The sequence below is a fragment of the Streptomyces sp. NPDC002206 genome (genome assembly GCF_053593595.1).
Genome location: NZ_JBSFCW010000006.1, coordinates 140005 through 160615 on the forward strand (window position 1 = coordinate 140005; position 20611 = coordinate 160615).

General features: G+C 70.4%; 17 protein-coding genes and 1 pseudogene. 12 read left to right on the plus strand and 6 right to left on the minus strand.

Translation table 11 applies throughout. From position 1 onward, the window contains the following. The first annotated feature begins 63 nt into the window (after positions 1-63). A complete protein-coding gene (polA, locus tag ACWCP8_RS14590; RefSeq protein ID WP_451116195.1) occupies positions 64-2772 on the plus strand; it encodes a DNA polymerase I in 2709 nt (902 codons plus the stop codon). 87 nt (positions 2773-2859) lie between these two features. On the opposite strand, the gene ACWCP8_RS14595 is transcribed toward polA, so the two are convergent. Beyond that, positions 2860-3732: a DUF4184 family protein gene (locus tag ACWCP8_RS14595; protein WP_451116197.1), complete on the minus strand. Its 873-nt coding sequence runs from the start codon at positions 3730-3732 to the stop codon at positions 2860-2862. A 198-nt stretch (positions 3733-3930) separates the two neighbouring features. Here ACWCP8_RS14595 and ACWCP8_RS14600 point away from each other — a divergent pair, with 198 nt between their 5' ends. The 3 genes from ACWCP8_RS14600 (at position 3931) to ACWCP8_RS14610 (ending at position 6899) form a co-directional block, all read left to right on the plus strand. After that, entirely contained in the window at positions 3931-5595 is a 1665-nt protein-coding gene (locus ACWCP8_RS14600) for a lytic transglycosylase domain-containing protein (RefSeq protein ID WP_451116199.1), read from the plus strand. 143 nt (positions 5596-5738) lie between these two features. Further along, positions 5739-5876 carry an SPW_0924 family protein gene (locus tag ACWCP8_RS14605; RefSeq protein ID WP_313936762.1) on the plus strand — a complete coding sequence of 46 codons (138 nt, stop codon included), beginning with the start codon at positions 5739-5741 and terminating at the stop codon, positions 5874-5876. Positions 5877-5888: 12 nt separating this feature from the next. Beyond that, positions 5889-6899: a DUF3068 domain-containing protein gene (locus ACWCP8_RS14610; protein ID WP_352264454.1), complete on the plus strand. Its 1011-nt coding sequence runs from the start codon at positions 5889-5891 to the stop codon at positions 6897-6899. On the opposite strand, the gene hrpB is transcribed toward ACWCP8_RS14610, so the two are convergent. Then, complete coding sequence (gene hrpB, locus ACWCP8_RS14615) at positions 6886-9393, minus strand: ATP-dependent helicase HrpB (protein ID WP_451116202.1); 2508 nt, start codon at positions 9391-9393, stop codon at positions 6886-6888. The two genes, ACWCP8_RS14610 and hrpB, sit on opposite strands and share 14 nt — an antisense overlap. 102 nt (positions 9394-9495) lie before the next feature. Further along, positions 9496-10308, minus strand: coding sequence for a class I SAM-dependent methyltransferase (locus ACWCP8_RS14620; RefSeq protein WP_352264458.1), 813 nt, complete (start codon positions 10306-10308; stop codon positions 9496-9498). Between the two features lie 397 nt (positions 10309-10705). Between ACWCP8_RS14620 and rpsA the strand changes: the two genes are divergently transcribed. Next, positions 10706-12220, plus strand: coding sequence for a 30S ribosomal protein S1 (rpsA, locus tag ACWCP8_RS14625; RefSeq protein ID WP_352264460.1), 1515 nt, complete (start codon positions 10706-10708; stop codon positions 12218-12220). A 95-nt stretch (positions 12221-12315) separates the two neighbouring features. Here rpsA and ACWCP8_RS14630 read toward each other — a convergent pair. Further along, positions 12316-13271: pseudogene (locus tag ACWCP8_RS14630) on the minus strand (right-handed parallel beta-helix repeat-containing protein). 338 nt (positions 13272-13609) lie between these two features. Between ACWCP8_RS14630 and ACWCP8_RS14635 the strand changes: the two are divergent. From ACWCP8_RS14635 to ACWCP8_RS14650, 4 genes are all read left to right on the plus strand, one after another. Beyond that, on the plus strand, positions 13610-15133 hold the full coding sequence (locus ACWCP8_RS14635; RefSeq protein ID WP_451116361.1) for a flavin monoamine oxidase family protein: 1524 nt from the start codon (positions 13610-13612) through the stop codon (positions 15131-15133). Positions 15134-15216: 83 nt separating this feature from the next. Further along, positions 15217-16155: a PAC2 family protein gene (locus ACWCP8_RS14640; protein ID WP_267005726.1), complete on the plus strand. Its 939-nt coding sequence runs from the start codon at positions 15217-15219 to the stop codon at positions 16153-16155. A gap of 90 nt (positions 16156-16245) precedes the next feature. Then, on the plus strand, positions 16246-16848 hold the full coding sequence (coaE, locus tag ACWCP8_RS14645) for a dephospho-CoA kinase (RefSeq protein WP_352264462.1): 603 nt from the start codon (positions 16246-16248) through the stop codon (positions 16846-16848). Positions 16849-16916: 68 nt separating this feature from the next. Continuing rightward, complete coding sequence (locus ACWCP8_RS14650; protein WP_267005728.1) at positions 16917-17285, plus strand: tetratricopeptide repeat protein; 369 nt, start codon at positions 16917-16919, stop codon at positions 17283-17285. A 69-nt stretch (positions 17286-17354) separates the two neighbouring features. Here ACWCP8_RS14650 and ACWCP8_RS14655 read toward each other — a convergent pair whose 3' ends face one another. Then, positions 17355-17657 (minus strand): DUF6343 family protein, encoded by a 303-nt coding sequence (locus ACWCP8_RS14655; protein WP_382831768.1) that lies wholly within the window; start codon positions 17655-17657, stop codon positions 17355-17357. A 54-nt stretch (positions 17658-17711) separates the two neighbouring features. Here ACWCP8_RS14655 and ACWCP8_RS14660 point away from each other — a divergent pair, with 54 nt between their 5' ends. From ACWCP8_RS14660 to ACWCP8_RS14670, 3 genes are all read left to right on the plus strand, one after another. Continuing rightward, a complete protein-coding gene (locus ACWCP8_RS14660) occupies positions 17712-18830 on the plus strand; it encodes an ADP-ribosylglycohydrolase family protein (RefSeq protein WP_352264466.1) in 1119 nt (372 codons plus the stop codon). Positions 18831-18895: 65 nt separating this feature from the next. After that, positions 18896-19591: a class I SAM-dependent methyltransferase gene (locus tag ACWCP8_RS14665; protein ID WP_451116205.1), complete on the plus strand. Its 696-nt coding sequence runs from the start codon at positions 18896-18898 to the stop codon at positions 19589-19591. Positions 19592-19708: 117 nt separating this feature from the next. Next, positions 19709-20137, plus strand: coding sequence for a DoxX family protein (locus tag ACWCP8_RS14670; protein ID WP_451116207.1), 429 nt, complete (start codon positions 19709-19711; stop codon positions 20135-20137). 30 nt (positions 20138-20167) lie between these two features. Here the strand turns inward: ACWCP8_RS14670 and ACWCP8_RS14675 are convergent, their stop codons facing one another. Next, positions 20168-20515 (minus strand): hypothetical protein, encoded by a 348-nt coding sequence (locus ACWCP8_RS14675; protein ID WP_352264471.1) that lies wholly within the window; start codon positions 20513-20515, stop codon positions 20168-20170. Positions 20516-20611 lie beyond the last annotated feature (96 nt).

Below are 20611 nucleotides of genomic sequence, written 5' to 3' on the forward strand. Positions count from 1 at the left end.
GGCGTGTGCCGGGTGAGTGGTCTGCGGTCCGGATTGTCAGTGGTCCGTGGCAGGATCGGGGGCGTGGCTGAGACGGCATCGAAGAAGACGGCAGACAACCGACCGCGCCTGCTCCTGATGGACGGGCACTCCCTGGCGTACCGGGCGTTCTTTGCGCTGCCTGCGGAGAATTTCACGACGGGGGCGGGGCAGCCGACGAACGCGGTGTACGGCTTCGCGTCGATGCTGGCGAACACGTTGCGTGATGAGGCGCCCACGCATTTCGCGGTGGCGTTCGATGTTTCGCGCAGGACGTGGCGGTCGCAGGAGTTCCCCGAGTACAAGGCGAATCGTTCGAAGACGCCGGACGAGTTCAAGGGGCAGGTCGAGCTGATCGGCGAGCTGCTGGACGCGATGCACGCCGATCGTTTCGCGGTCGACGGCTTCGAGGCGGACGATGTGATCGCCACGCTGGCGACGCAGGCGGAGGCGGCCGGGTTCGAGGTGCTGATCGTCACCGGTGACCGGGATTCGTTCCAGCTGATCACGGACAACGTCACGGTGCTGTACCCGACGAAGGGCGTCTCGGAGCTGACGCGGTTCACTCCGGAGAAGGTCGAGGAGAAGTACGGGCTGACGCCGCAGCAGTACCCGGATTTCGCGGCGCTGCGCGGGGATCCGTCGGACAACCTGCCGGGTATTCCGGGCGTCGGGGAGAAGACGGCGGCGAAGTGGATCAACCAGTTCGGTTCCTTCGACGACCTCGTCGCGCGTGCGGACGAGGTCAAGGGGAAGGCCGGGCAGAACTTCCGGGACCATCTGGAGTCCGTGAAGCTGAACCGGCGGCTGACCGAGATGGTCCGTGACGTGGAGCTGCCGAAGACTCCGCAGGATCTGGAGCGCGCGCCGTACGACCGCTCGGCGGTCACGGGTGTGCTGGATGTGCTGGAGATCCGTAACCCGAGCCTGCGAGAGCGGCTGCTCGCCGTGGACCCGGGGGCTGCGGAGGACGAGGCTCCGGCGCCTGCTGCGGGCATCGAGCTGGAGGGTGCGGTGCTGGCCGCGGGCGAGCTCGCGCCGTGGCTGGCCGAGCACGGCGGGCAGCCGCTGGGTGTCGCCACGGTCGACACCTGGGCGCTGGGCACCGGCAGTGTTATGGAGATCGCGCTGGCCGCGGCCGGTGGGGCGGCGGCATGGTTCGACCCGGCGCAGCTAGACGAGGCGGACGAGCGGGCGTTCGCCGCGTGGATCTCGGACGCCGGGCGGCCGAAGGTCATGCACAACGCGAAGAGCGTGATGCGGGTGTTCCCCGAGCACGGCTGGCAGGTCGAGGGCGTCACGATGGACACGGCGCTGGCCGCCTATCTGGTCAAGCCCGGCCGCCGTTCGTTCGCGCTGGACGCGCTGGCGGTGGAGTACCTGGGCCGGGAGCTGGCCCCCGCGGCGGCGGACGGGCAGCTGGCGTTCGGTGCGGACGACCAGGCGGAGGCCGATGCGCTGATGGCGCAGGCCCGCGCGGTCCTGGACCTCGGGGAGGCGTTCACCGCCCGGCTGAAGGAGGTCGGTGCGGCCGAGCTGCTCCACGACATGGAGCTGCCGACGTCCGGGCTGCTGGCCCGGCTGGAGCGGCACGGCATCGCGGCCGACCGCGAGCACCTCGAATCGATGGAGCAGCAGTTCGCCGGCGCCGTGCAGCAGGCGGTGAAGGAGGCGCACGCGGCGGTGGGCCGCGAGTTCAACCTGGGCTCGCCCAAGCAGCTCCAGGAGGTCCTCTTCGGTGAGCTGGGCCTGCCCAGGACGAAGAAGACGAAGACCGGTTTTACGACGGACGCGGACGCGCTCGCGTGGCTGGCCGCGCAGACGGAGCACGAGCTGCCGGTCATCATGCTGCGCCACCGCGAGCAGGCGAAGCTGCGGGTCACGGTCGAGGGCCTGGTCAAGACGATCGCGGCGGACGGCCGTATCCACACCACGTTCAACCAGACGGTGGCGGCGACCGGCCGGCTCTCGTCGACCGACCCCAATCTGCAGAACATCCCGGTCCGCACCGACGAGGGCCGGGCGATCCGGCGCGGCTTCGTCGTCGGCGACGGGTTCGAGACGCTGATGACGGCCGACTACAGCCAGATCGAACTGCGGGTGATGGCCCACCTGTCGGAGGACGCGGGCCTGATCGAGGCGTTCACGTCCGGCGAGGACCTGCACACCACGGTCGCGTCGCAGGTCTTCGGCGTCGACAAGTCCGCCGTCGACCCGGAGATGCGCCGCAAGATCAAGGCCATGAGCTACGGACTGGCGTACGGGCTCTCCGCGTTCGGTCTCTCGCAGCAGCTGAACATCGAGGCGGGCGAGGCGCGCGGCCTGATGGACACGTACTTCGAGCGGTTCGGCGGTGTCCGTGACTATCTGCACCGGGTGGTGGAGGAGGCCCGGGCCACCGGCTACACGGAGACGGTGTTCGGGCGTCGCCGCTACCTCCCGGACCTGAACAGCGACAACCGGCAGCGCCGCGAGACGGCCGAGCGGATGGCGCTCAACGCACCGATCCAGGGCACGGCGGCGGACATCGTCAAGGTCGCCATGCTCCATGTCGACCGGGCACTGACCGACGCGAAGCTGACGTCGCGGATGCTGCTCCAGGTCCACGACGAAATCGTGCTGGAGATCGCCAAGGGCGAGCGCAAGCAGGTCGAGGAGATTCTGCGCCACGAGATGTCGACGGCGGTGCAGCTGCGTGCCCCGCTGGACGTCTCGGTCGGTGTCGGCGCGGACTGGGAGTCCGCGGCGCACTGACGCGGCACCCGCCGCGGCGCCCGCACGCGCAGGGGTGTGCCGGCGGGCTTGTCATCAGGTCTGTCCGGCCCGGCCGGCCGGACACCCTCAGGGTCTGTCCGGCGGGCTTGTCATCAGGTCTGTCCGGTGGCCGGGTGGTGCGGTGGCGGTGGGTGGCTCGTCCCGGGGCCGGGCCCGGAGCCGTATCCACGTTCCGTACAGCACCAGGCCGACCGCAAGGCCTGCTCCGGCGCCGAAGCAGGCGGTCGGGATGATGTCCAGCGGTGTGTCGATGTGCCCGAAGTACGCGTACCAGCGGGCGCACCGGTGGACGATGCCGAGCAGTACGCAGACGCTCAGCAGGGCGCCCGCGCACCACCGTGCCGGGCGGTCGAGGACCGGTACGGACGGTGGGACGGGCCGCGCCCCGGTCCGTCGCAGCCCGGACGCGGTGAACCGGACGAGCACGGTCAGTGCCACCGCCGAACTGCCGTACTGCACGCACTGGAACACCGGAAAGCCACCGACGTTCTCGTTGAGGACCGGCACCAACCGGGTGCCCCACCGGTCGTGATGGGTGAACGCGTCCCACACCACGTGTGTGCCCGCCCCGACGGCCGCCGACACGACGAACCACGCGCCGTCCCGCACCCCCCACGGGCCCTGCCGCTCTCCGCGCACGAAGGTGTGCACGCGTCCCTGCCAGGGCCCCGGCAGCAGCGCCACCAGCGGTTCGCGCAGCAGCAGCCACAGCGCCACCACGGCCGCGGTGATCAGGACGTCCACCGTGAACACGCCCCACACGGCATGGGTGACCTGCCCGAACTCCATTGCGCCCGGGATCGCCGTATCCGCGTAGTACGTCACGTCGGGGGCGAACGAACCCGCGACGAGCGCCGAAGCGAACAGCGGCCCGCGCGCGGTGCCGTTGCGTCGGACGACCGGCAGCACGGCAGCCGCGTGGCTGAGGGTGAACGGCATGGCCGCAAGTATGCGCGAGCACTGTGGTGCGGATCCGATGGACACCCGACACCCGCCGTTCAACTTGCAGTCCGGAACGTGAAATACCAATAAAAATCGGTCAGGTCACTGTGTTCGGGCGGCGCAAGTTGCCGTAGGGTCGCCTGAGTCCTCGCGCTGGGGAGCGCGGGCAGCCGTCGATGGGGAGGGACCAGACGTATGGCAGCGCAATTCGGTCGCCGACTGCGCCGAGGGGCGACCACCACTGCGGTGGCCGCAGTTGCTGTGGCGGCGCTCTCCGCCTCACAGGGCCCCGGCGCAGTGCTTGCATCGGACGGTGGCGGCGGTGACCAGCGCACAGCCGGGTCCGCACCGTCCGACGACAGCGCGGCCACCGGCAACTCGCCGTACTACACGGACCTGCCGCCGCTGGTCACCCCCAACAAGCCCGGTACGTCGACCAGTCTGCCGATCACCAGCAGTGCGGAGTCCGGCATACCGGCCTCGGTCCTGGCTGCGTACAAGAAGGCCCAGCAGTCCATCGCGAGCAGCGACGCGGCCTGCCGGCTGCCGTGGCAACTCCTCGCCGCGATCGGCAAGGTGGAGTCAGGCCAGGCCCGCGGCGGCCGGGTCGACGCGAACGGCACCACGTTCTCCCCGATCCTAGGCCCGGTCCTCAACGGCCAGGGCTTTGCGATGATCAAGGACACCGACAACGGGGCGTACGACGGGGACTCGACGCACGACCGTGCGGTCGGCCCGATGCAGTTCATCCCGTCGACATGGGCGACGTGGGGCCAGGACGGCAACGACGACGGCCGCAAGGACCCCAACAACATCTATGACGCGGCGCTCGCCGCCGGGCACTATCTCTGCGCCGGCTCCCGCGATCTGGCGATCGCGGCCGATCTCGACCGGGCGGTCCTCAGCTACAACCACTCGAACGAATACCTCCGTACGGTCCGCTCCTGGTTCGACTACTACAAGCGCGGCACGCACGAGGTCCCCGACGGCACCGGCGTCGTCCCGCCGCCCCTCGACGGTGGTACGGACCCGAGCCCGAACCCCGGAACCTCGCCGTCCCCGACCCCGCCCGCGAAGCCGAAGCCGAACCCGAAGCCGTCGAAACCGGGCGGCGGTTCGACCGATCCGAAGCCCTCCACCCCGCCGCCCACCCCGCCGCCCAAGCCGTCCCAGACCCTCGCCGGTGTGGAGAACGCGGGCACCGGCGCGCTGACCGCCACTGCGGGCGACGCGTTCGCCGAGCGGGTCAAGGTGCGGGCGAAGAACAGCCTCGGCGGATCCCTCGCCAAGGTGTCCGTGACGTTCACCATCGCCGGTGACACGGACGCCCGGTTCGAGGGCGGGAAGAACGCGGTCACCCTGGCCACCGGATCCGACGGCACGGTGACCGCACCGGTGCTGCAAGCGGGCGAGACAACGGGCGAGTTCACGGTCCGCGCCATCGCCACCGGCCGCTCGCTGCCGGCCGTCACCTACACCGCGACCGTCACCGCCCGGCAGGCCGACGCCATCGCCAGGACCGACGACAAGGCACTGACCGCGGCGCCCGGAGCCGAGTTCGCCGACGCCGTCGAGGTCAAGGCCACCTACAAGGGTGCGATCGCGTCCGGTGTCGCCGTCACCGCCACGATGATCACCGACGGGGACGCTCCGGCCGAGAGCGACAAGGGCCCGTACTTCAGGGACGCGGACGGCAACACGGTCCGCACCCTGACGGAGCTGAAGACCGACGCCGACGGCACGCTGCAGCTCCCGAAGATCTACGCCGACGACACCGCGGGCACGTACAGGCTCCGCCTGACCACCGAGGGCGGCGCCACAGTCGTCATCGAGCTCACGGTCGAGGCCCCCGCCGCCTGACGCCCCCGCCCGCGTTCACCGAGCAGCCCCTGTGCCACCACCCGGCACAGGGGCTGCTCCACGTGTTCTCATCTCGCGCCTGCGTTGCTACGGTGCCCCAATCCTGACGACCCATCAGATCAGCGCTCTCCGGGAGGCCGAGCATGCGTGCCGTCATCGCCGCCGCCATCGGGCTGGCCGCGGCCCTCGCCCTCGTGTTCACCATCAGCGCGATCGGCGCACCGCCCGGCGAGACCTCGCCCCGACCCCTGCTGACCACCGTCCCCGGCCCCAAGAAGTAGAGGGAGGGCGCCATGCGCCGCCGAGCCGGCCTCGTACTCCTGGCCTTCGCCGTGTTCTTCGCCGCCCTGTCACCCCTGCTGCGCTGGTACGCCTTTCCGAGGCTGGCGAAGATTCCCCCGAGCCAGTACCAGGAGATGGTGCTGGAGGCGAAGCCCGCCACCCTCCTCGACTACAACGACGGCATGAAGGTCAAGCAGGTCCCCAAGGTCACCATCGTGCAGACCCTCAAGGGCAATGTGGAGGCGTCCGAGAAGATCGAGCGCAGCGCAGGCCGCGACGTCGTCGTCTGGGACGGCCTCAGCTACGTCGTCGACCCGAACGGCAGGATGGTCTCGGAGATCCCCGAGCGCTACATCTTCGACGCGCACAGCCAGGCCCCCGTCCACGCCACCGGCGAGATGGTCGACGGCGACCCGGTGAAGCGCCAGGGCATCGAGTTCAAGTGGCCGTTCCTCACCCAGAGGCGCGACTACGAGTACTTCGACGCCCAGAGCCGCACCACCTCGCCCATCCACTACAAGGGCACCCGGAAGTTCCGCGGCATGGACGTCTACTACTTCGAGCAGACCATCCCGTGGACCGAGGTCCCGATGCCGAAGAAGATGCCGATCAAGGGCGTCACCGCCGAGCAGGTCGCCAAGACGGGCATGACCCGCTGGTACACCACCAAGAGGATGTTCTGGGTCGACCCGGTCACCGGCGCGCCCGTCAACGGCGAGGAGATCCACAAGGAGGAGCTGCGCAACGCGAAGGCGATGGGCATGCCCCAGGACACGGTGACCGCGTTCGCCGGGCACGTGAAGATGCGCGAGGACTACATCGAGTACACCGTCGCCCTGGTGAAGTCCCAGCGGGCGCTGATCCTGCTGCTCACCTCGTACCTGCCGTGGGGCTTCCTGGTGCTCGCCGCCGGGCTGCTCACGCTCGCGCTGTGGCTGGAGGCGCGGTCCCGGCGGCCGGGCGGCCGGCTGCCGGAGCCGGCCGCCGCACCCGCCCCGGATCCGGCGCCTACTCCCGCCTGAGCCGTGCCGACGTGTACCGGGTCGCCTCCACCGTCGTCGGGTCCTCCGGCCACGGATGCTTCGGGTAGCGGCCGCGCAGCTCCGCCCGCACCGCCCGGTATCCGTCCCGCCAGAACGACGCCAGATCCGCGGTGACCGCCGCCGGGCGGCCCGCGGGGGAGAGCAGATGGACGAGGACGGGCACCCCGGCCACCCTAGGTGTCTCGGTGAGACCGAACAGCTCCTGGAGCTTCACCGCAAGTACGGGCTGCTCGCCGCCGTACTCCACCCGGATCCGCGACCCGCTGGGCACCTCGATGCGCTCCGGTGCCAGCTCGTCCAGCCGGGCCGCCTCGCCGGTCGCCCACGGCAGGAGCCGCCGCAGCGCCTGCCCGGCGTCGATCCTCGCCAGGTCGGAACGGCGGCGGGCCCGGGACAGTTCGGGCTCGAGCCACTCCTCGGCACGGGCCAGCAGCGCACCGTCCGACACATCCGGCCACGGGGTGCCCAGCGCCCGGTGCAGAAAGGCGAGCCGCTCGCGCAGCTGTCCGGTCTCCCGGCTCCAGCGCAGCAGCCCGAGCCCCTCGCGCCCGAGCCCGTCCACCAGCGCCGCCCGCACCAGCTCGGGCCTCGGTTGCTTCAGCGCGCGCACCGACAGTTCGACGGCGCCCAGCCGTTCCACCGAGCGCGCCACCACATCGCCGTCCACCCAGCGGACCTCCTCACCGGAGAACCGCAGATGCCCGGCGGCCAGCCGCGCCGTGTCCTCGTCGATGACGGCGGCGAGCCGCACCCGGGCGGACGGCGCGTGCGCCGGCCGGTCCGCGACCGCGACGGCCAGCCATGGCGCACTGCGCAGCCGCGACCCGTCCCGCAGCTCCGCGCCGGTCCCCGACGCCATCAGGAAGGCCCCTTCTCCGCGGGCCCGCGCCACCCGCTCCGGAAACGCCAGCGCCGCCACCAGGCCGACGGCCGCATCGTCCGAACCACCCCGGCCGGAACCCTCGCCGCTGCTCTCGATGGACGACGACAGCCGCCGTACCTCCTGCCGCCAGCGCGCCGCATAGCCGTCCCCGCCCCGTCGTGCGGTACGCAGTGCGGCCGCCAGATCGTCCCCGTACTCCCGCGGCGGCTCCTCGCTCAGCAGCGCCACCACCTCGGCCGCCCGGCGGCCGCCGACCTCGGCCGCACCGTCCAGAAGCGCCCGCGCGAGCCGCGGATGCAGACCCAGCCGGGACATCCGTACGCCCCGGTCGGTCACCCGGCCGTCCGCGTCCACCGCGCCGACCGCCGTCAGCGTCTCGCGGGCCGCGCCCATCGCGCCGGCCGGCGGCGGATCCAGGAGCGCCAGACCCGACGCGTCCGGATCGCCCCAGCACGCCGCCTGCAGCGCGAACGCCGCCAGATCGGCCACCTTGATCTCCGGCGACGGGAAACGGGCCAGCCGCCCGTCCTCCCCCTGCTCCCAGCACCGGTACACCGCGCCCGGGGCCTCACGCCCCGCCCGGCCCGCCCGCTGCCTCCCCGCCGCCTGCGAGGCCCGTACGGTCGTCAGCGCGCTCAGCCCGCGCGCATGATCGGTACGCGGCTCCCTGGCCAGGCCCGAATCGACGACGATCCGCACCCCCGGCACCGTCAGCGACGACTCGGCGACGGAGGTCGCGAGCACCACCCGGCGGCCTTCCGACGAACCCGCCAGCACGGCGTCCTGCACCGCCGCCGGAGCCCGCCCGTGCACCTGCAGAACCTCTGCGGGCACCCCGGCCAGTTGTCCCGCGACGCGGCCGATCTCACCGACGCCCGGCAGGAAACACAGCACATCACCGTCCCGCTCGGCGAGCGCCCGGCGCACCACCGAGGCGACATGCGTCAGCAGCGCCGGGTCGACCCGCATCCCGTGCGGCGGCCTGACCGGCCTCACCGGCGGGGCCCACACCACCTCCACCGGGTGCGACACGCCCTGCGCCTCGACCACCGGTGCGTCGCCGAGCAGTCGGGCCCAGCCCTGCGCGTCCGTCGTCGCCGACGCGGCGACCAGCCGCAGATCGGGCCGGATCGCCTCCCGTACATCGAGGAGGAACGCGGCGACCGTGTCCGCGTCCAGATGCCGTTCGTGGCACTCGTCGATGATCACCGCATCGACCCCGGCGAGCTCCTGGTCACGCTGGAGCCGTTGCAGGAGCACGCCGGTGGTCACGACCTCCACCACCGTGTCGCGCCCCACGACACGCTCCCCGCGCACGGTGAACCCGACGCGCCGCCCGGTCTGCTCCCCGAGGAGCCACGCCATCCGCCGTGCAGCCGCCCGGGCAGCGATCCGGCGCGGCTCGGCGACCACCACACGGCGCGCCGGGCCACCGCCGACCAGGCCCGCGAGGACCAGCGGGACCAGCGTCGTCTTGCCGGTGCCGGGCGGTGCGCAGAGCACCGCGACACCCCGGTCGTCGAGCGCCTGCCGGAGCGCGGGCACGGCGGTACGGACGGGCAGCCGGTCGAGGGCGTCGGTACGGATCACGCCCCCAGTCTCGTACGACCGGCGCCCGGTACCGCACGGCGGGCGCCCAGTCCCCTACGACCCGGCCGGCGCACGGTCCCGTACGCCGTGCGGCAGGAGTGCTCAGTCGCGTACGCAGACGAAGATTGCCGTGCCCGGGATCAGGTTTCCGCGCAGCGGGGACCAGCCGCCCCACTCCTGGTCGTTCCAGGCCGGCCACTCCGGCTCGACCAGGTCGACCAGCCGGAACCCGCCGGCCACCACGTCCCGCACCCGGTCGCCCACCGTCCGGTGGTGCTCGACGTACACGGCGTTGCCCTGCTCGTCCTGTTCGACGTACGGAGTGCGGTCGAAGTACGAGGCGGCGACCGACAGGCCCTCGGGGCCCGGCTCGTCGGGGAACGCCCAGCGGATCGGGTGCGTCACCGAGAAGACCCAGCGGCCCCCCGGGCGCAGCACCCGGTGCACCTCGCGGAAGACCTGGACCGGGTCGGCGACGAACGGCACCGCACCGTAGGCGGAGCAGGCCAGGTCGAAGGAGCCGTCCCGGAACGGCAGCATCCCGGCATCCGCCTCCACGAGCGGCACCCCGCCGCCGATCCGCAGTGCGTGCTGGAGCTGGCGGTGGGAGAGGTCGAGGGCGACAGGGCGGGCCCCGCGGGCCGCCAGCCAGCGCGAGCACTGCGCCGCGCCCGCGCCGATCTCCAGGACGGCCTGGCCGCTCAGCGACTCGGCGGGGCCGAGCAGACCGGCGTCGGCCTCGTCGAGACCCTCCGGACCCCAGACGAAACGGTCGTCGCCGAGGAACGCGCCGTGGTCGCTCTGGTACTCGTCGGCGTGCCGGTCCCACCAGCCGCGACTGGCCCGGCTGCTCTCCGCTTTCCCGGCGCTGCGGCGTGTCGCTTCGGGTTCGGCGGTGTAGATCTCTTGGCTCATCGTGTCCGTCGTTGTAGTTTGCCTTCACCCCGTTGCACGCGGTACGTACCTTGGGGGTACTTGTGAGTACGGAACCGTACTCACGCAACACGGCCGGGGCCGATGTGGCCTCGGAGAACAAGAATTGTGTCGGATTTGGGCCTTTATGCCCCGGGTGTGCGCCTTCGCGCATTGACCCTGCCCGGCTGCCCCCGTATGCTACAAGTTGCGCTGCGAGCCTGCGCGCCTCAGACCTAGCAGGCCGCGCTTGCGTCTGTTGTATGTCCCCTCGGTTCACGAGGCGCCTCCCGCTCGCGGGTCGGGCGTTTCCCAGGCTGTCCGGCTTCTGCAGAGGCGATACGGGCTCTCGGCGTAGCAGTACCTACGACTCACTGTCCGTACCGGAGCCCTTTCCCACATGACGAGCAGCACCGAGACCACCGCCACCACTCCGCAGGTTGCGGTCAACGACATCGGCGACGCGGACGCGTTCCTCGCGGCGATCGACGAGACGATCAAGTACTTCAACGACGGCGACATCGTTGACGGTGTCATCGTCAAGGTTGACCGGGACGAGGTTCTCCTCGACATCGGTTACAAGACCGAAGGCGTCATCCCGAGCCGCGAGCTCTCGATCAAGCACGACGTCGACCCGAACGAGGTCGTCAAGGTCGGCGACGAGATCGAGGCCCTGGTTCTCCAGAAGGAGGACAAGGAAGGCCGCCTGATCCTCTCGAAGAAGCGCGCTCAGTACGAGCGTGCCTGGGGCACCATCGAGAAGATCAAGGAAGAAGACGGCATCGTCACCGGTACCGTCATCGAGGTCGTCAAGGGTGGTCTCATCCTCGACATCGGCCTCCGCGGCTTCCTCCCGGCGTCGCTCGTCGAGATGCGTCGTGTCCGCGACCTTCAGCCCTACGTGGGCAAGGAGCTCGAGGCGAAGATCATCGAGCTGGACAAGAACCGCAACAACGTGGTCCTGTCCCGCCGTGCCTGGCTCGAGCAGACCCAGAGCGAGGTCCGTCAGACCTTCCTCACGACCCTGCAGAAGGGCCAGGTCCGCTCCGGCGTCGTCTCCTCGATCGTCAACTTCGGTGCGTTCGTGGACCTCGGTGGCGTCGACGGTCTCGTGCACGTCTCCGAGCTCTCCTGGAAGCACATCGACCACCCCTCCGAGGTTGTCGAGGTCGGCCAGGAAGTCACCGTCGAGGTTCTCGACGTCGACATGGACCGCGAGCGCGTCTCGCTGTCGCTCAAGGCGACGCAGGAAGACCCGTGGCAGCAGTTCGCCCGTACGCACCAGATCGGGCAGGTCGTTCCCGGTAAGGTCACGAAGCTCGTTCCGTTCGGTGCGTTCGTGCGCGTCGACGAGGGCATCGAGGGTCTGGTCCACATCTCCGAGCTGGCCGAGCGCCACGTGGAGATCCCGGAGCAGGTCGTCCAGGTCAACGACGAGATCTTCGTCAAGGTCATCGACATCGACCTCGAGCGTCGTCGCATCAGCCTCTCGCTGAAGCAGGCCAACGAGTCCTTCGGTGCCGACCCGGCGTCGGTCGAGTTCGACCCGACCCTGTACGGCATGGCCGCGTCCTACGACGACCAGGGCAACTACATCTACCCCGAGGGCTTCGACCCCGAGACCAACGACTGGCTCGAGGGCTACGAGACCCAGCGCGAGGCGTGGGAGACGCAGTACGCCGAGGCGCAGCAGCGCTTCGAGCAGCACCAGGCCCAGGTCATCAAGTCCCGCGAGGCCGACGAGGCCGCTGCGGCCGAGGGCGCTGCTGCCCCGGCCGGCGGTACCCCGGCTGCTACCGGTGGCACCGGTGGCGGCGGCTCGTACTCCTCGGAGTCCGCGGACACCTCCGGCGCCCTGGCGTCGGACGAGGCCCTGGCTGCCCTGCGCGAGAAGCTGGCGGGCGGCCAGAGCTGACGCTCTGACCCTCCGGTCGGTCATCGACTGCAGTAGCTGACAAGTGAGGCTCGCTCCCTTCGGGGAGCGGGCCTCATTCGTTTCCGCGGCCGGGGTTAAGGCGTGACCGTGATGTTGGTCAGGCCGTTGCCGCCGGTGACCGTGTTGCTGTTGTAGACGGTGGTCGGGCAGCTCGCGCTGTAGTGGGTGACGTTGAAGGCGATCCGCTTGTCGCCCGTGGAGCCGGACAGGTCCGAGGTGTTGTCGCGGAACACGGTGCCGCAGCCCCAGCCGCTCTGCTGGGTGTGGGTCTCGTAGCCGTTGTTGGTCGTACGGGAGCCCGTGTTGCCCTCGACCAGGACGTCATTGCCCTTCACGTCGACCCAGGAGTCGTCGTAGTTGGCGCCGGTCAGTCCGCTGCCGTCGAAGGTGTTGCCGATGATCTTCGCTCCGGTGGTGCCTTCCTTGATGTCGACGTTCTCGCCGCCGACGCCCGGCCCGATCGTGTTGTTCAGGATCTGCACCTGGTCGCTCCGGTCGGTGAGATCACCGGCCGTGCCGACGTAGATGCCCTCGCCCATGCCGCGGCCGCCGTGCCCGGTGTCGTAGATCCGCGAGTTCTTGATGACGCCGTTCGCGCTGGACTTACGGAAGTGCACACCCTCCATGTCCAGGTCGTGCACGGTCACCGAGTCGATGACGACGCCGTTGGCGGCGTCGGCCATGATGCCCTTCTGGCCGCCGGTGACGCCCTGGACGGTCCAGTAGGAGGCACCGTTGAGGTGGAGCCCGTAGCCGCCGCCTGCGGTGAGGACCGCCCCGGCCGAACCGGTGAGGGTGATCCGGGCGGAGGCGGTGCCGGGGACGGCCGCCTTGAAGTTGCCGGTGTACGTGCCGTCGGCGAGCCGGATCGTGTCGCCGGGGACCGCTGCGGCCAGGGCTGTCTTGAGCTGGGCGCGGTGCTCACGTCGATGACCGTGGCAGCGCCGGCGGCGGTGGCGGAGGCGAGAGTCAGGCCTCCGGTGACGAGCGCCGTGGCCAGCAGGGCGGGGAGCGGCGTGCGGGTGCGCATGGGGGTGCCTTCCCGTCGAAAGAGTGCGAGACGTTCTCGTACATGAATATGGGGCGCATGTCTGAACGTGCTGCCCAATGACGGTAGGGATGGGACGTGTTCCTGTCAAGGTCTGGACCATTGTTCGCCGGCTGCCGTCGCGCGGTGAACAGAGAGAAACGTGCGGGATACACGAGTAACTGACGGGCCGTAACACGCGCTTGTCAGGATCCCGGCAACGTCAAGATCTGAACGGGAGCCGGGACATGACGCACACTTCGAACAACTCGCCCGTGGCGACGGGCGCGAGCCGCCGCAGCTTTCTGCGCCAGGTCGGGATCACCGGTGGGGCGGGCGCAATGTTCGCGACCATGGGTGCCCTCGGCCTCGCCCCCACTGCCCAGGCCGCACAACGCGAATCCGCCTTCCATGCCCCGAGCAGGGGCGACTTCACGCTGAAGGGGAAGGGGGCGGCCAAGATCGTCGTCGTCGGCGGCGGCATCGCCGGACTCGCCGCCGCGTACGAGCTGGGCAAGGCCGGCTACGACTGTACGGTCCTGGAGGCGCGGAGCCGTACCGGCGGGCGCAACTTCACTGTGCGCGGCGGCGATTCCACCACCGACACCTATGGAAACCGGCAGACCGCCCGCTTCGGCGACGGGCAGTACATGAACGCGGGACCCGCCCGGATTCCGCAATGGATGGTCACCCTCGACTACTGTCGCGAACTCGGCGTCCCCATCGAGGTGTTCACCAATGTGAACGCCAACGCCTATATCTTCAACGAGAAGGCCGGTATGAAGGCGCCGGTCCGCTACCGCACCGCCAAGGCCGATGTGTACGGCTATGTGGCCGAACTCCTCGCCAAGGCCACCGACAAGGGCGCCCTCGACCGGCAGATCACCGTGGACGATCAGGAGCGACTCCTGGAATTCCTCAAGGACTTCGGAGACATCGGCGACACGCTCGACTACACCGGCAGCGCCCGGCGCGGATACCGCGTCGACCCCGCTGCCGCCGGAACCCCCGGCGAGGAACTCGGCTCCGTACCGTCCGCCTCCGAGGTCTTCGCGAGCGGCGTCGGACGCTACTTCTCCTTCGAGTTCGAGTACGACCAGGCCATGCTGATGTTCCAGCCGATCGGCGGCATGGACCGGATACCCGCAGCCCTCACCCGGGCGATAGGTGAGCGCAGGATCCGCACCGGAGCCGCCGTCAGCAAAATCACCGACACGGCTCACGGCGTCACCGTCACGTACACCCAGGGCGGACACACCCGCACCATCGACGCGGACTACTGCATCGCCGCCCTGCCGCCCAACATCCTCGCCAAGACCGCCCACAACCTCGGCCCCGCCGTACAGACCGCGCTGGAGGCCTGCAAGCCGTCCTCGGCCGGCAAGATCGGCCTGGAGTACCGCAGCCGCTGGTGGGAGACCGACCACCGGATCTATGGCGGCATCACCGAGACCGACATGGATCTGTCGCACATCTGGTACCCGTCGTACGGTCACAACGGCGCGCGCGGCACTCTCATCGGGTACTACAACTACGGTGCGCAGGCCGACGCGTACGCCGCACTCACCCCGAGCGAGCGGGAGGTGCGTGCCGTCGCCCAGGGCGTGAAGATCCACGGCGAGAAGTACCGCACGGAACTTGCCTCGTCCTTCTCCCACCACTGGCGCCAGACTCCGCACCTGGAGGCCGCCTGGCACTCGCTGGCCGGTGGCCCCGACGCCCCCGTCTTCGCGCCGCTCAACCAGGCCGCCGGACGCGTCTACTTCGCCGGTGACTACCTGAGCTACGCCGACGCCTGGCAGCACGGCGCCTTCAGTTCCGCACGGAAGGCGGTCACCGCACTGCACACGCGCGTCCTGGCGTAAACACCCTGTGAAAGGGCACGTGCAGGGAATGCCCGTGCCCTTTCGGACGTTCTTCCCTAGGAATACGAGGAGGAGCGGTAACCGTGCCTGATCCGCAGAGTTTGTACGAATGGGAGCCGAAGGGCCTGGCCGTCGTCGACATGGCGCTCGCCCAGGAGTCGGCCGGCCTGGTCATGCTCTACCACTTCGAGGGATACATCGACGCGGGTGAGACGGGCGAGCAGATCGTGGACGGTCTGCTCGAATCGCTGCCGCACCAGGTGGTGGCCCGCTTCGACCACGACAGGCTCGTCGACTACCGCGCGCGGCGCCCGCTGCTGACGTTCAAGCGCGACCGCTGGTCGGGGTACGAGACCCCGACGCTGGATGTCCGGGTGGTCCAGGACGCCACCGGGGCGCCCTTCCTGCTGCTGTCCGGGCCCGAGCCGGACGTGGAGTGGGAGAGGTTCGCCGCAGCCGTCGAGCAGATCGTCGAGCGGCTGGGCGTCCGCCTCTCCGTCAACTTCCACGGCATCCCGATGGGCGTCCCGCACACCCGCCCGGTCGGCATCACCCCGCACGGCAACCGCACGGACCTGATGCCGGGCCACCGCAGCCCGTTCGACGAGGCGCAGGTCCCCGGCTCCGCCGAGGCACTGGTGGAGTACCGGCTGATGCAGGCCGGACATGATGTCCTCGGTGTCGCCACCCATGTGCCGCACTACGTCGCACGCTCCGCCTACCCGGACGCCGCGCTCACCGCGCTGGAGGCGATCACGGCCGCGACCGGACTGGTCCTGCCGAGCATCGCCCACTCGCTGCGCACTGAGGCACACCGCACACAGACCGAGATCGACCGCCAGATCGACCAGGGCGACGAGGAGCTCGTCTCGCTCGTCGAGGGGCTCGAGCACCAGTACGACGCGATCGCGGGCTCCGAGACGCGCGGCAACCTGGTCGCGGAATCGGTCGACCTGCCGTCCGCCGACGAGATCGGCCTCGAATTCGAGCGGTTCCTCGCCGAGCGGGAGGGCGACGCCTGACGGATCGGCGCGTGCGATGCCGCGACCGGCCGGCGGGTGCGCCATGACCGGGCCATGACCGGCCGGGGGTCGCACACTAGGCTGCCGACCATGCTGAAAGTGGGCCTGACCGGCGGCATCGGCGCCGGCAAGAGCGAAGTGTCACGGCTGCTGGTCTCGTACGGGGCTGTGCTGATCGACGCCGACAGCATCGCGCGCGAGGTCGTCGAGCCCGGGACCCCCGGACTCGCGGCCGTCGTCGACGCGTTCGGCGCAGGCATCCTCACCGCCGACGGCACCCTGGACCGGCCGAAGCTCGGCTCGATCGTCTTCTCGGACGCCGACCGGCTCGCCACCCTCAATGCGATCGTCCACCCGCTCGTCGGTGCCCGCTCCGCCGAGCTGGAGCGTGCCGCAGGCCCCGACTCCGTCGTCGTCCATGACGTCCCCCTCCTCACCGAGAACGGCCTCGCCCCCCTCTATGACCTGGTCGTGGTCGTGGACGCCACCCCGGAGACCCAGCTCGACCGGCTCGTACGGCTGCGCGGAATGACGGAGTCCGAGGCCCGCGCCCGGATGGCCGCGCAGGCCACCCGCGAGCAGCGACGCGCCGTCGCCGATCTGATCATCGACAACGACGGGCTGCTCGATGCGCTGGAGCCGCAGGTCCGCAAGGTCTGGGCGGAGCTGACCCGGCGGGCGGCCACCGGCTGACCACCGGACCGGAATACCGGTACCCGGCCGGACGTTGGAAAGCCGGAAGCGAAGGGAAGGATGCGAGCGTGCCCGAGAGGACCCCGGAAACCCACGTCATCGACTTCCGCGCGGCCGAACGCCTGCTGGCCGCGCGCGATCCACGGGGTGCGGTCAAGCTTCTGGACTCGGTGATCGCAGCCCATCCGGAGAACACGGCCGCCCGCCTGCTGCGGGCCCGCGCCTTCTTCGCTGCCGCCCAACTACGCCCTGCCGAACTCGAATTCGAACTCGTTCTGGAGCGCGAACCGGACAACGCGTTCGCGCACTTCGCGCTGGCCCGCACCTTTCAGCGCTCCGGCCGCTCGGAGGCGGCCGTTCGCCATTTCCGGCTGGCCGCCGCCCTCGACCCGAACCCGGAGTACCTGCGGGCGGCCCGCTTCGACGCGGGCGCCTGACGGCCTCGGCCCGTCGCGGGTAGCTGCGCCGGAACCGATGCGTACACGCGCCGGAACCGCACCGTGGCTTCAGTGTCCGTACCGACCGCGTCCGCCGTGGTCCGGCTCGTACGGGGGGATGTTGCGGCCCGGCTGGTAGTGCGGGCCCTGGTGGATGTGGTGGACGATCACCACAAGATCCACCAGTGTCAGCAGAAGCAGCAGCCCGCAGGCCACGGCCCAGCCCGGACGGTCGACCAGGGAGAAGGCCGTCAGGCCGAAAACGGCCCAGGCCATGCCCCATAGACTCAGGCACAGCCGCAGTCGCAAGGGGCTGCGTGCAGTCATCGGTTCGTTACCGGTACGCATGGCGATCGCCTCTCCTACCAGGATGGACCCACGACTGCGGTTTTGAAGCACGTCGAGACAGATTGTGGGGGAACGTCCGTGAACGGGACACCATGGCGGAACAGCGCCGCCCGCAGGGCCCGGGTCCGAGGGTCGCTGCTGGGCGGTGCGATCGGGGACGCACTGGGCAACCCGGTGGAGTTCCTCTCGCTCGCCGGCATCCGCAGGGCGTACGGAGAAGACGGCGTCCGGGGGCTCGTCGCGGACGCGGACGGGGCCGTCGGCCGGATCACCGACGACACGCAGATGACCTTGTTCACCGCCGAAGGATTGATCAGGGCGCACTCCCGGGCGATGTCGAAGGGCATCGGCGGCGCCGAGACCGCCCTCGTACGCAACGCCTATCTGCGCTGGCTCGACACCCAGAACCACCCCGCACCACCGGCCCGCGGCGGGGACGACCCCGTACGGACCGGGTGGCTGCGGCAGCAGCGCTTCCTGTACGCGCGCCGTGCCCCCGGCAACGCCTGCCTGACCGGTCTCGCCGCCGAGCACATCCCCGACCCCACGGGTCCGCTCGGCCGGCCCGGGCCGGTCAACACCGGGTCCAAGGGATGCGGCACGGTGATGCGGTCCGCGCCCTTCGGCCTGATCGGTGAGGGAGCGGAGACCGGCTTCGGGCTGGCGTACCGGTGCGCGCAGATCACCCACGGGCACCTGACCGGTGCGTACGCGGCCGGTGCGTTCGCCGCGATCATCGCCCATCTGATGGAGGGCGACTCGATGGCGGGCGCCGTGCTCCGGGCCCTGGAGCTGCTGGCCCGCCACCCGGGACACGAGGAGACGACGGTGGCGCTGCGCGCGGCCGTCGACCTGGCCGCGCAGGGCGCGCCGACCGCCGAGAAGGTGGAGTCACTGGGCGCGGGCTGGGTGGCCGAGGAGGCCCTCGCCATTGCTGTGTACTGCGCCCTGGTGCTGCCGGACGCCGACCAGGTCGCTCGGGCGCTGCTGCTCTCGGTCAACCACTCGGGCGACAGCGACTCCACCGGTTCGGTCTGCGGAAATCTGCTCGGCGCCCGCCACGCAGACGTGCAACTCCCGCCGTCCTGGCTGGTGCTGACGGAGGGGCGGGGAGTGATCGCCGAGCTGGCCGACGACCTGTGTCTGGAGTTCGAGCAGGCGGTGGAGTGGCCGCAGGAACGCTATCCGGTGTGCTGACGGGTCTTTCCCCGGCCCCCGCCCGGACCGGGAACGGTGCCCAACGGCCGTTCGTTCGGCCGTACATGAGCGGATCAGTGGTGCGTGAGGGATATTCGGGGACCGGGCCCGGCTCGATCACGCCGGACGGCTGCGCGGTCGAGCTGTACGCGCGGCTGTCCGTCGGGGCCGAACCGGACGTGATCGAGGCGGCGGTACCCGCCGGTGCGAGCATTCTGGAGCTCGGCTGCGGGGCGGGCCGGGTGACCCATCCGCTGGTCGCACGCGGCTTCGAGGTCACGGCCGTGGACGAGTCGGCGCAGATGCTGGAACACATTCGGGGCGCGCGCACGGTGCGGAGCCCCATCGAGTCGCTCGAGCTCGGCGACGAGACGTTCGACGTGGTGATGCTGGCGTCGTTCCTGGTGCACACGAGCGAGCACCAGGCGCGCGACGCCATGCTGCGGACCTGCCGGAGGTACGTCAGGGACGGCGGCGTCGTACTCCTTCAGCGCGAGGGCGCCGACTACCACACCGATCTGCCGCGGGAGCGGGTCGATCCGGCTGGATACACCGTGCGGATCGTCTCGGCGGACCCCGTCGGCGACGGGGTGAACTCGGTGCACGCGGAGTACATCTTCGACGATGCGCGATGGACCCAGACCTTCCTGTCGCGGGAGCTGACGAAGGAACAGTTCGAGGGACACCTGGAGGCGGCGGGACTCGCCGTCGACCGCTGTCTGACGGATGACGGGGTGTGGGTACGGGCTGTGCCCAGGTAGTCGCCGGGGCGACGGGAACCGAGAAGACCGGCCGTCCGGGATGCGATGAGTTCCGGACCGCTGCGGGGTCTTTCCTTGCGTACGCAACACCACGCGACGCTTCCCGAGGAGACCCAGATGTCCGAGACCACGACGAACACCACCACCACTGGGGCGACCGTGGCACGCAGCCGGGGCGCGGTCGCGCTCACCGTCGCACGGGTCGTGCTCGCCCTGTTCTTCGCCTTCAGCGCGTTCGCCAAGCTGATCGCCCATGAGTCCGCGATCGAGTCCTTCGACCGGATGGGCTGGAGCCATGGCGCGATGTACCTCGTCGGAGCCCTGGAGATGGCGGGCGCCATCGCCCTGCTGGTGCCCCTGCTGTCCGGGGTGGCGGCGATGGCCTTCGTCGGGCTGCTGGCCGGAGCGTCCATCGTCCAGCTCACGCTGCTCGACCCGGTGAACGCGATCATGCCGGCGCTGCTCATTGTGCTGGTCGTCCTGATCGCCCGCGACCGGCAGGACAGTACGTCACAGCTGATCGCGCTCGTGCGTCGGCGCGCTTAGGGACTCGGCGGGGCGTGCGCCCCGCGCCCGTCAGTGGACCGTGCTGAAGCTGCGCCAGGGGAGAGCGCTCGGCGGATTGACGTCGGCGAGCGTCGTGGCGACATATGTCGTCCCCGGACCCGTGCAGTCGGGCGTGCGGTACAGGATGATGTCGATCAGGGTCCCGTTCAGCACTTCTTTGGCGCCCGCCGGAGCGAGCCGGTGGCAGCCCTTCACAGAGGGGCTGTTCACCATGATCACGGCGTCCCGCTCGGTGACGTAGGTGACCGGCCCGACCGCGGTGCGGCCGAGGCCGGAGCAGCCCGCGACGGTGAAGGTCAGGAGCGCGGTCCCGGCGGCGATGCCGAAACGGCGGCGTCGGTGATCGATCACGGGCATGGGCGGGTCCTCGTCTGTGTCGTCCGGCTCATCTGTACCGCTAGTCACGCTGCCCGCTCCCGGCCGCCCCGGCATCCGGTGCGCGGCCTGCCGGGT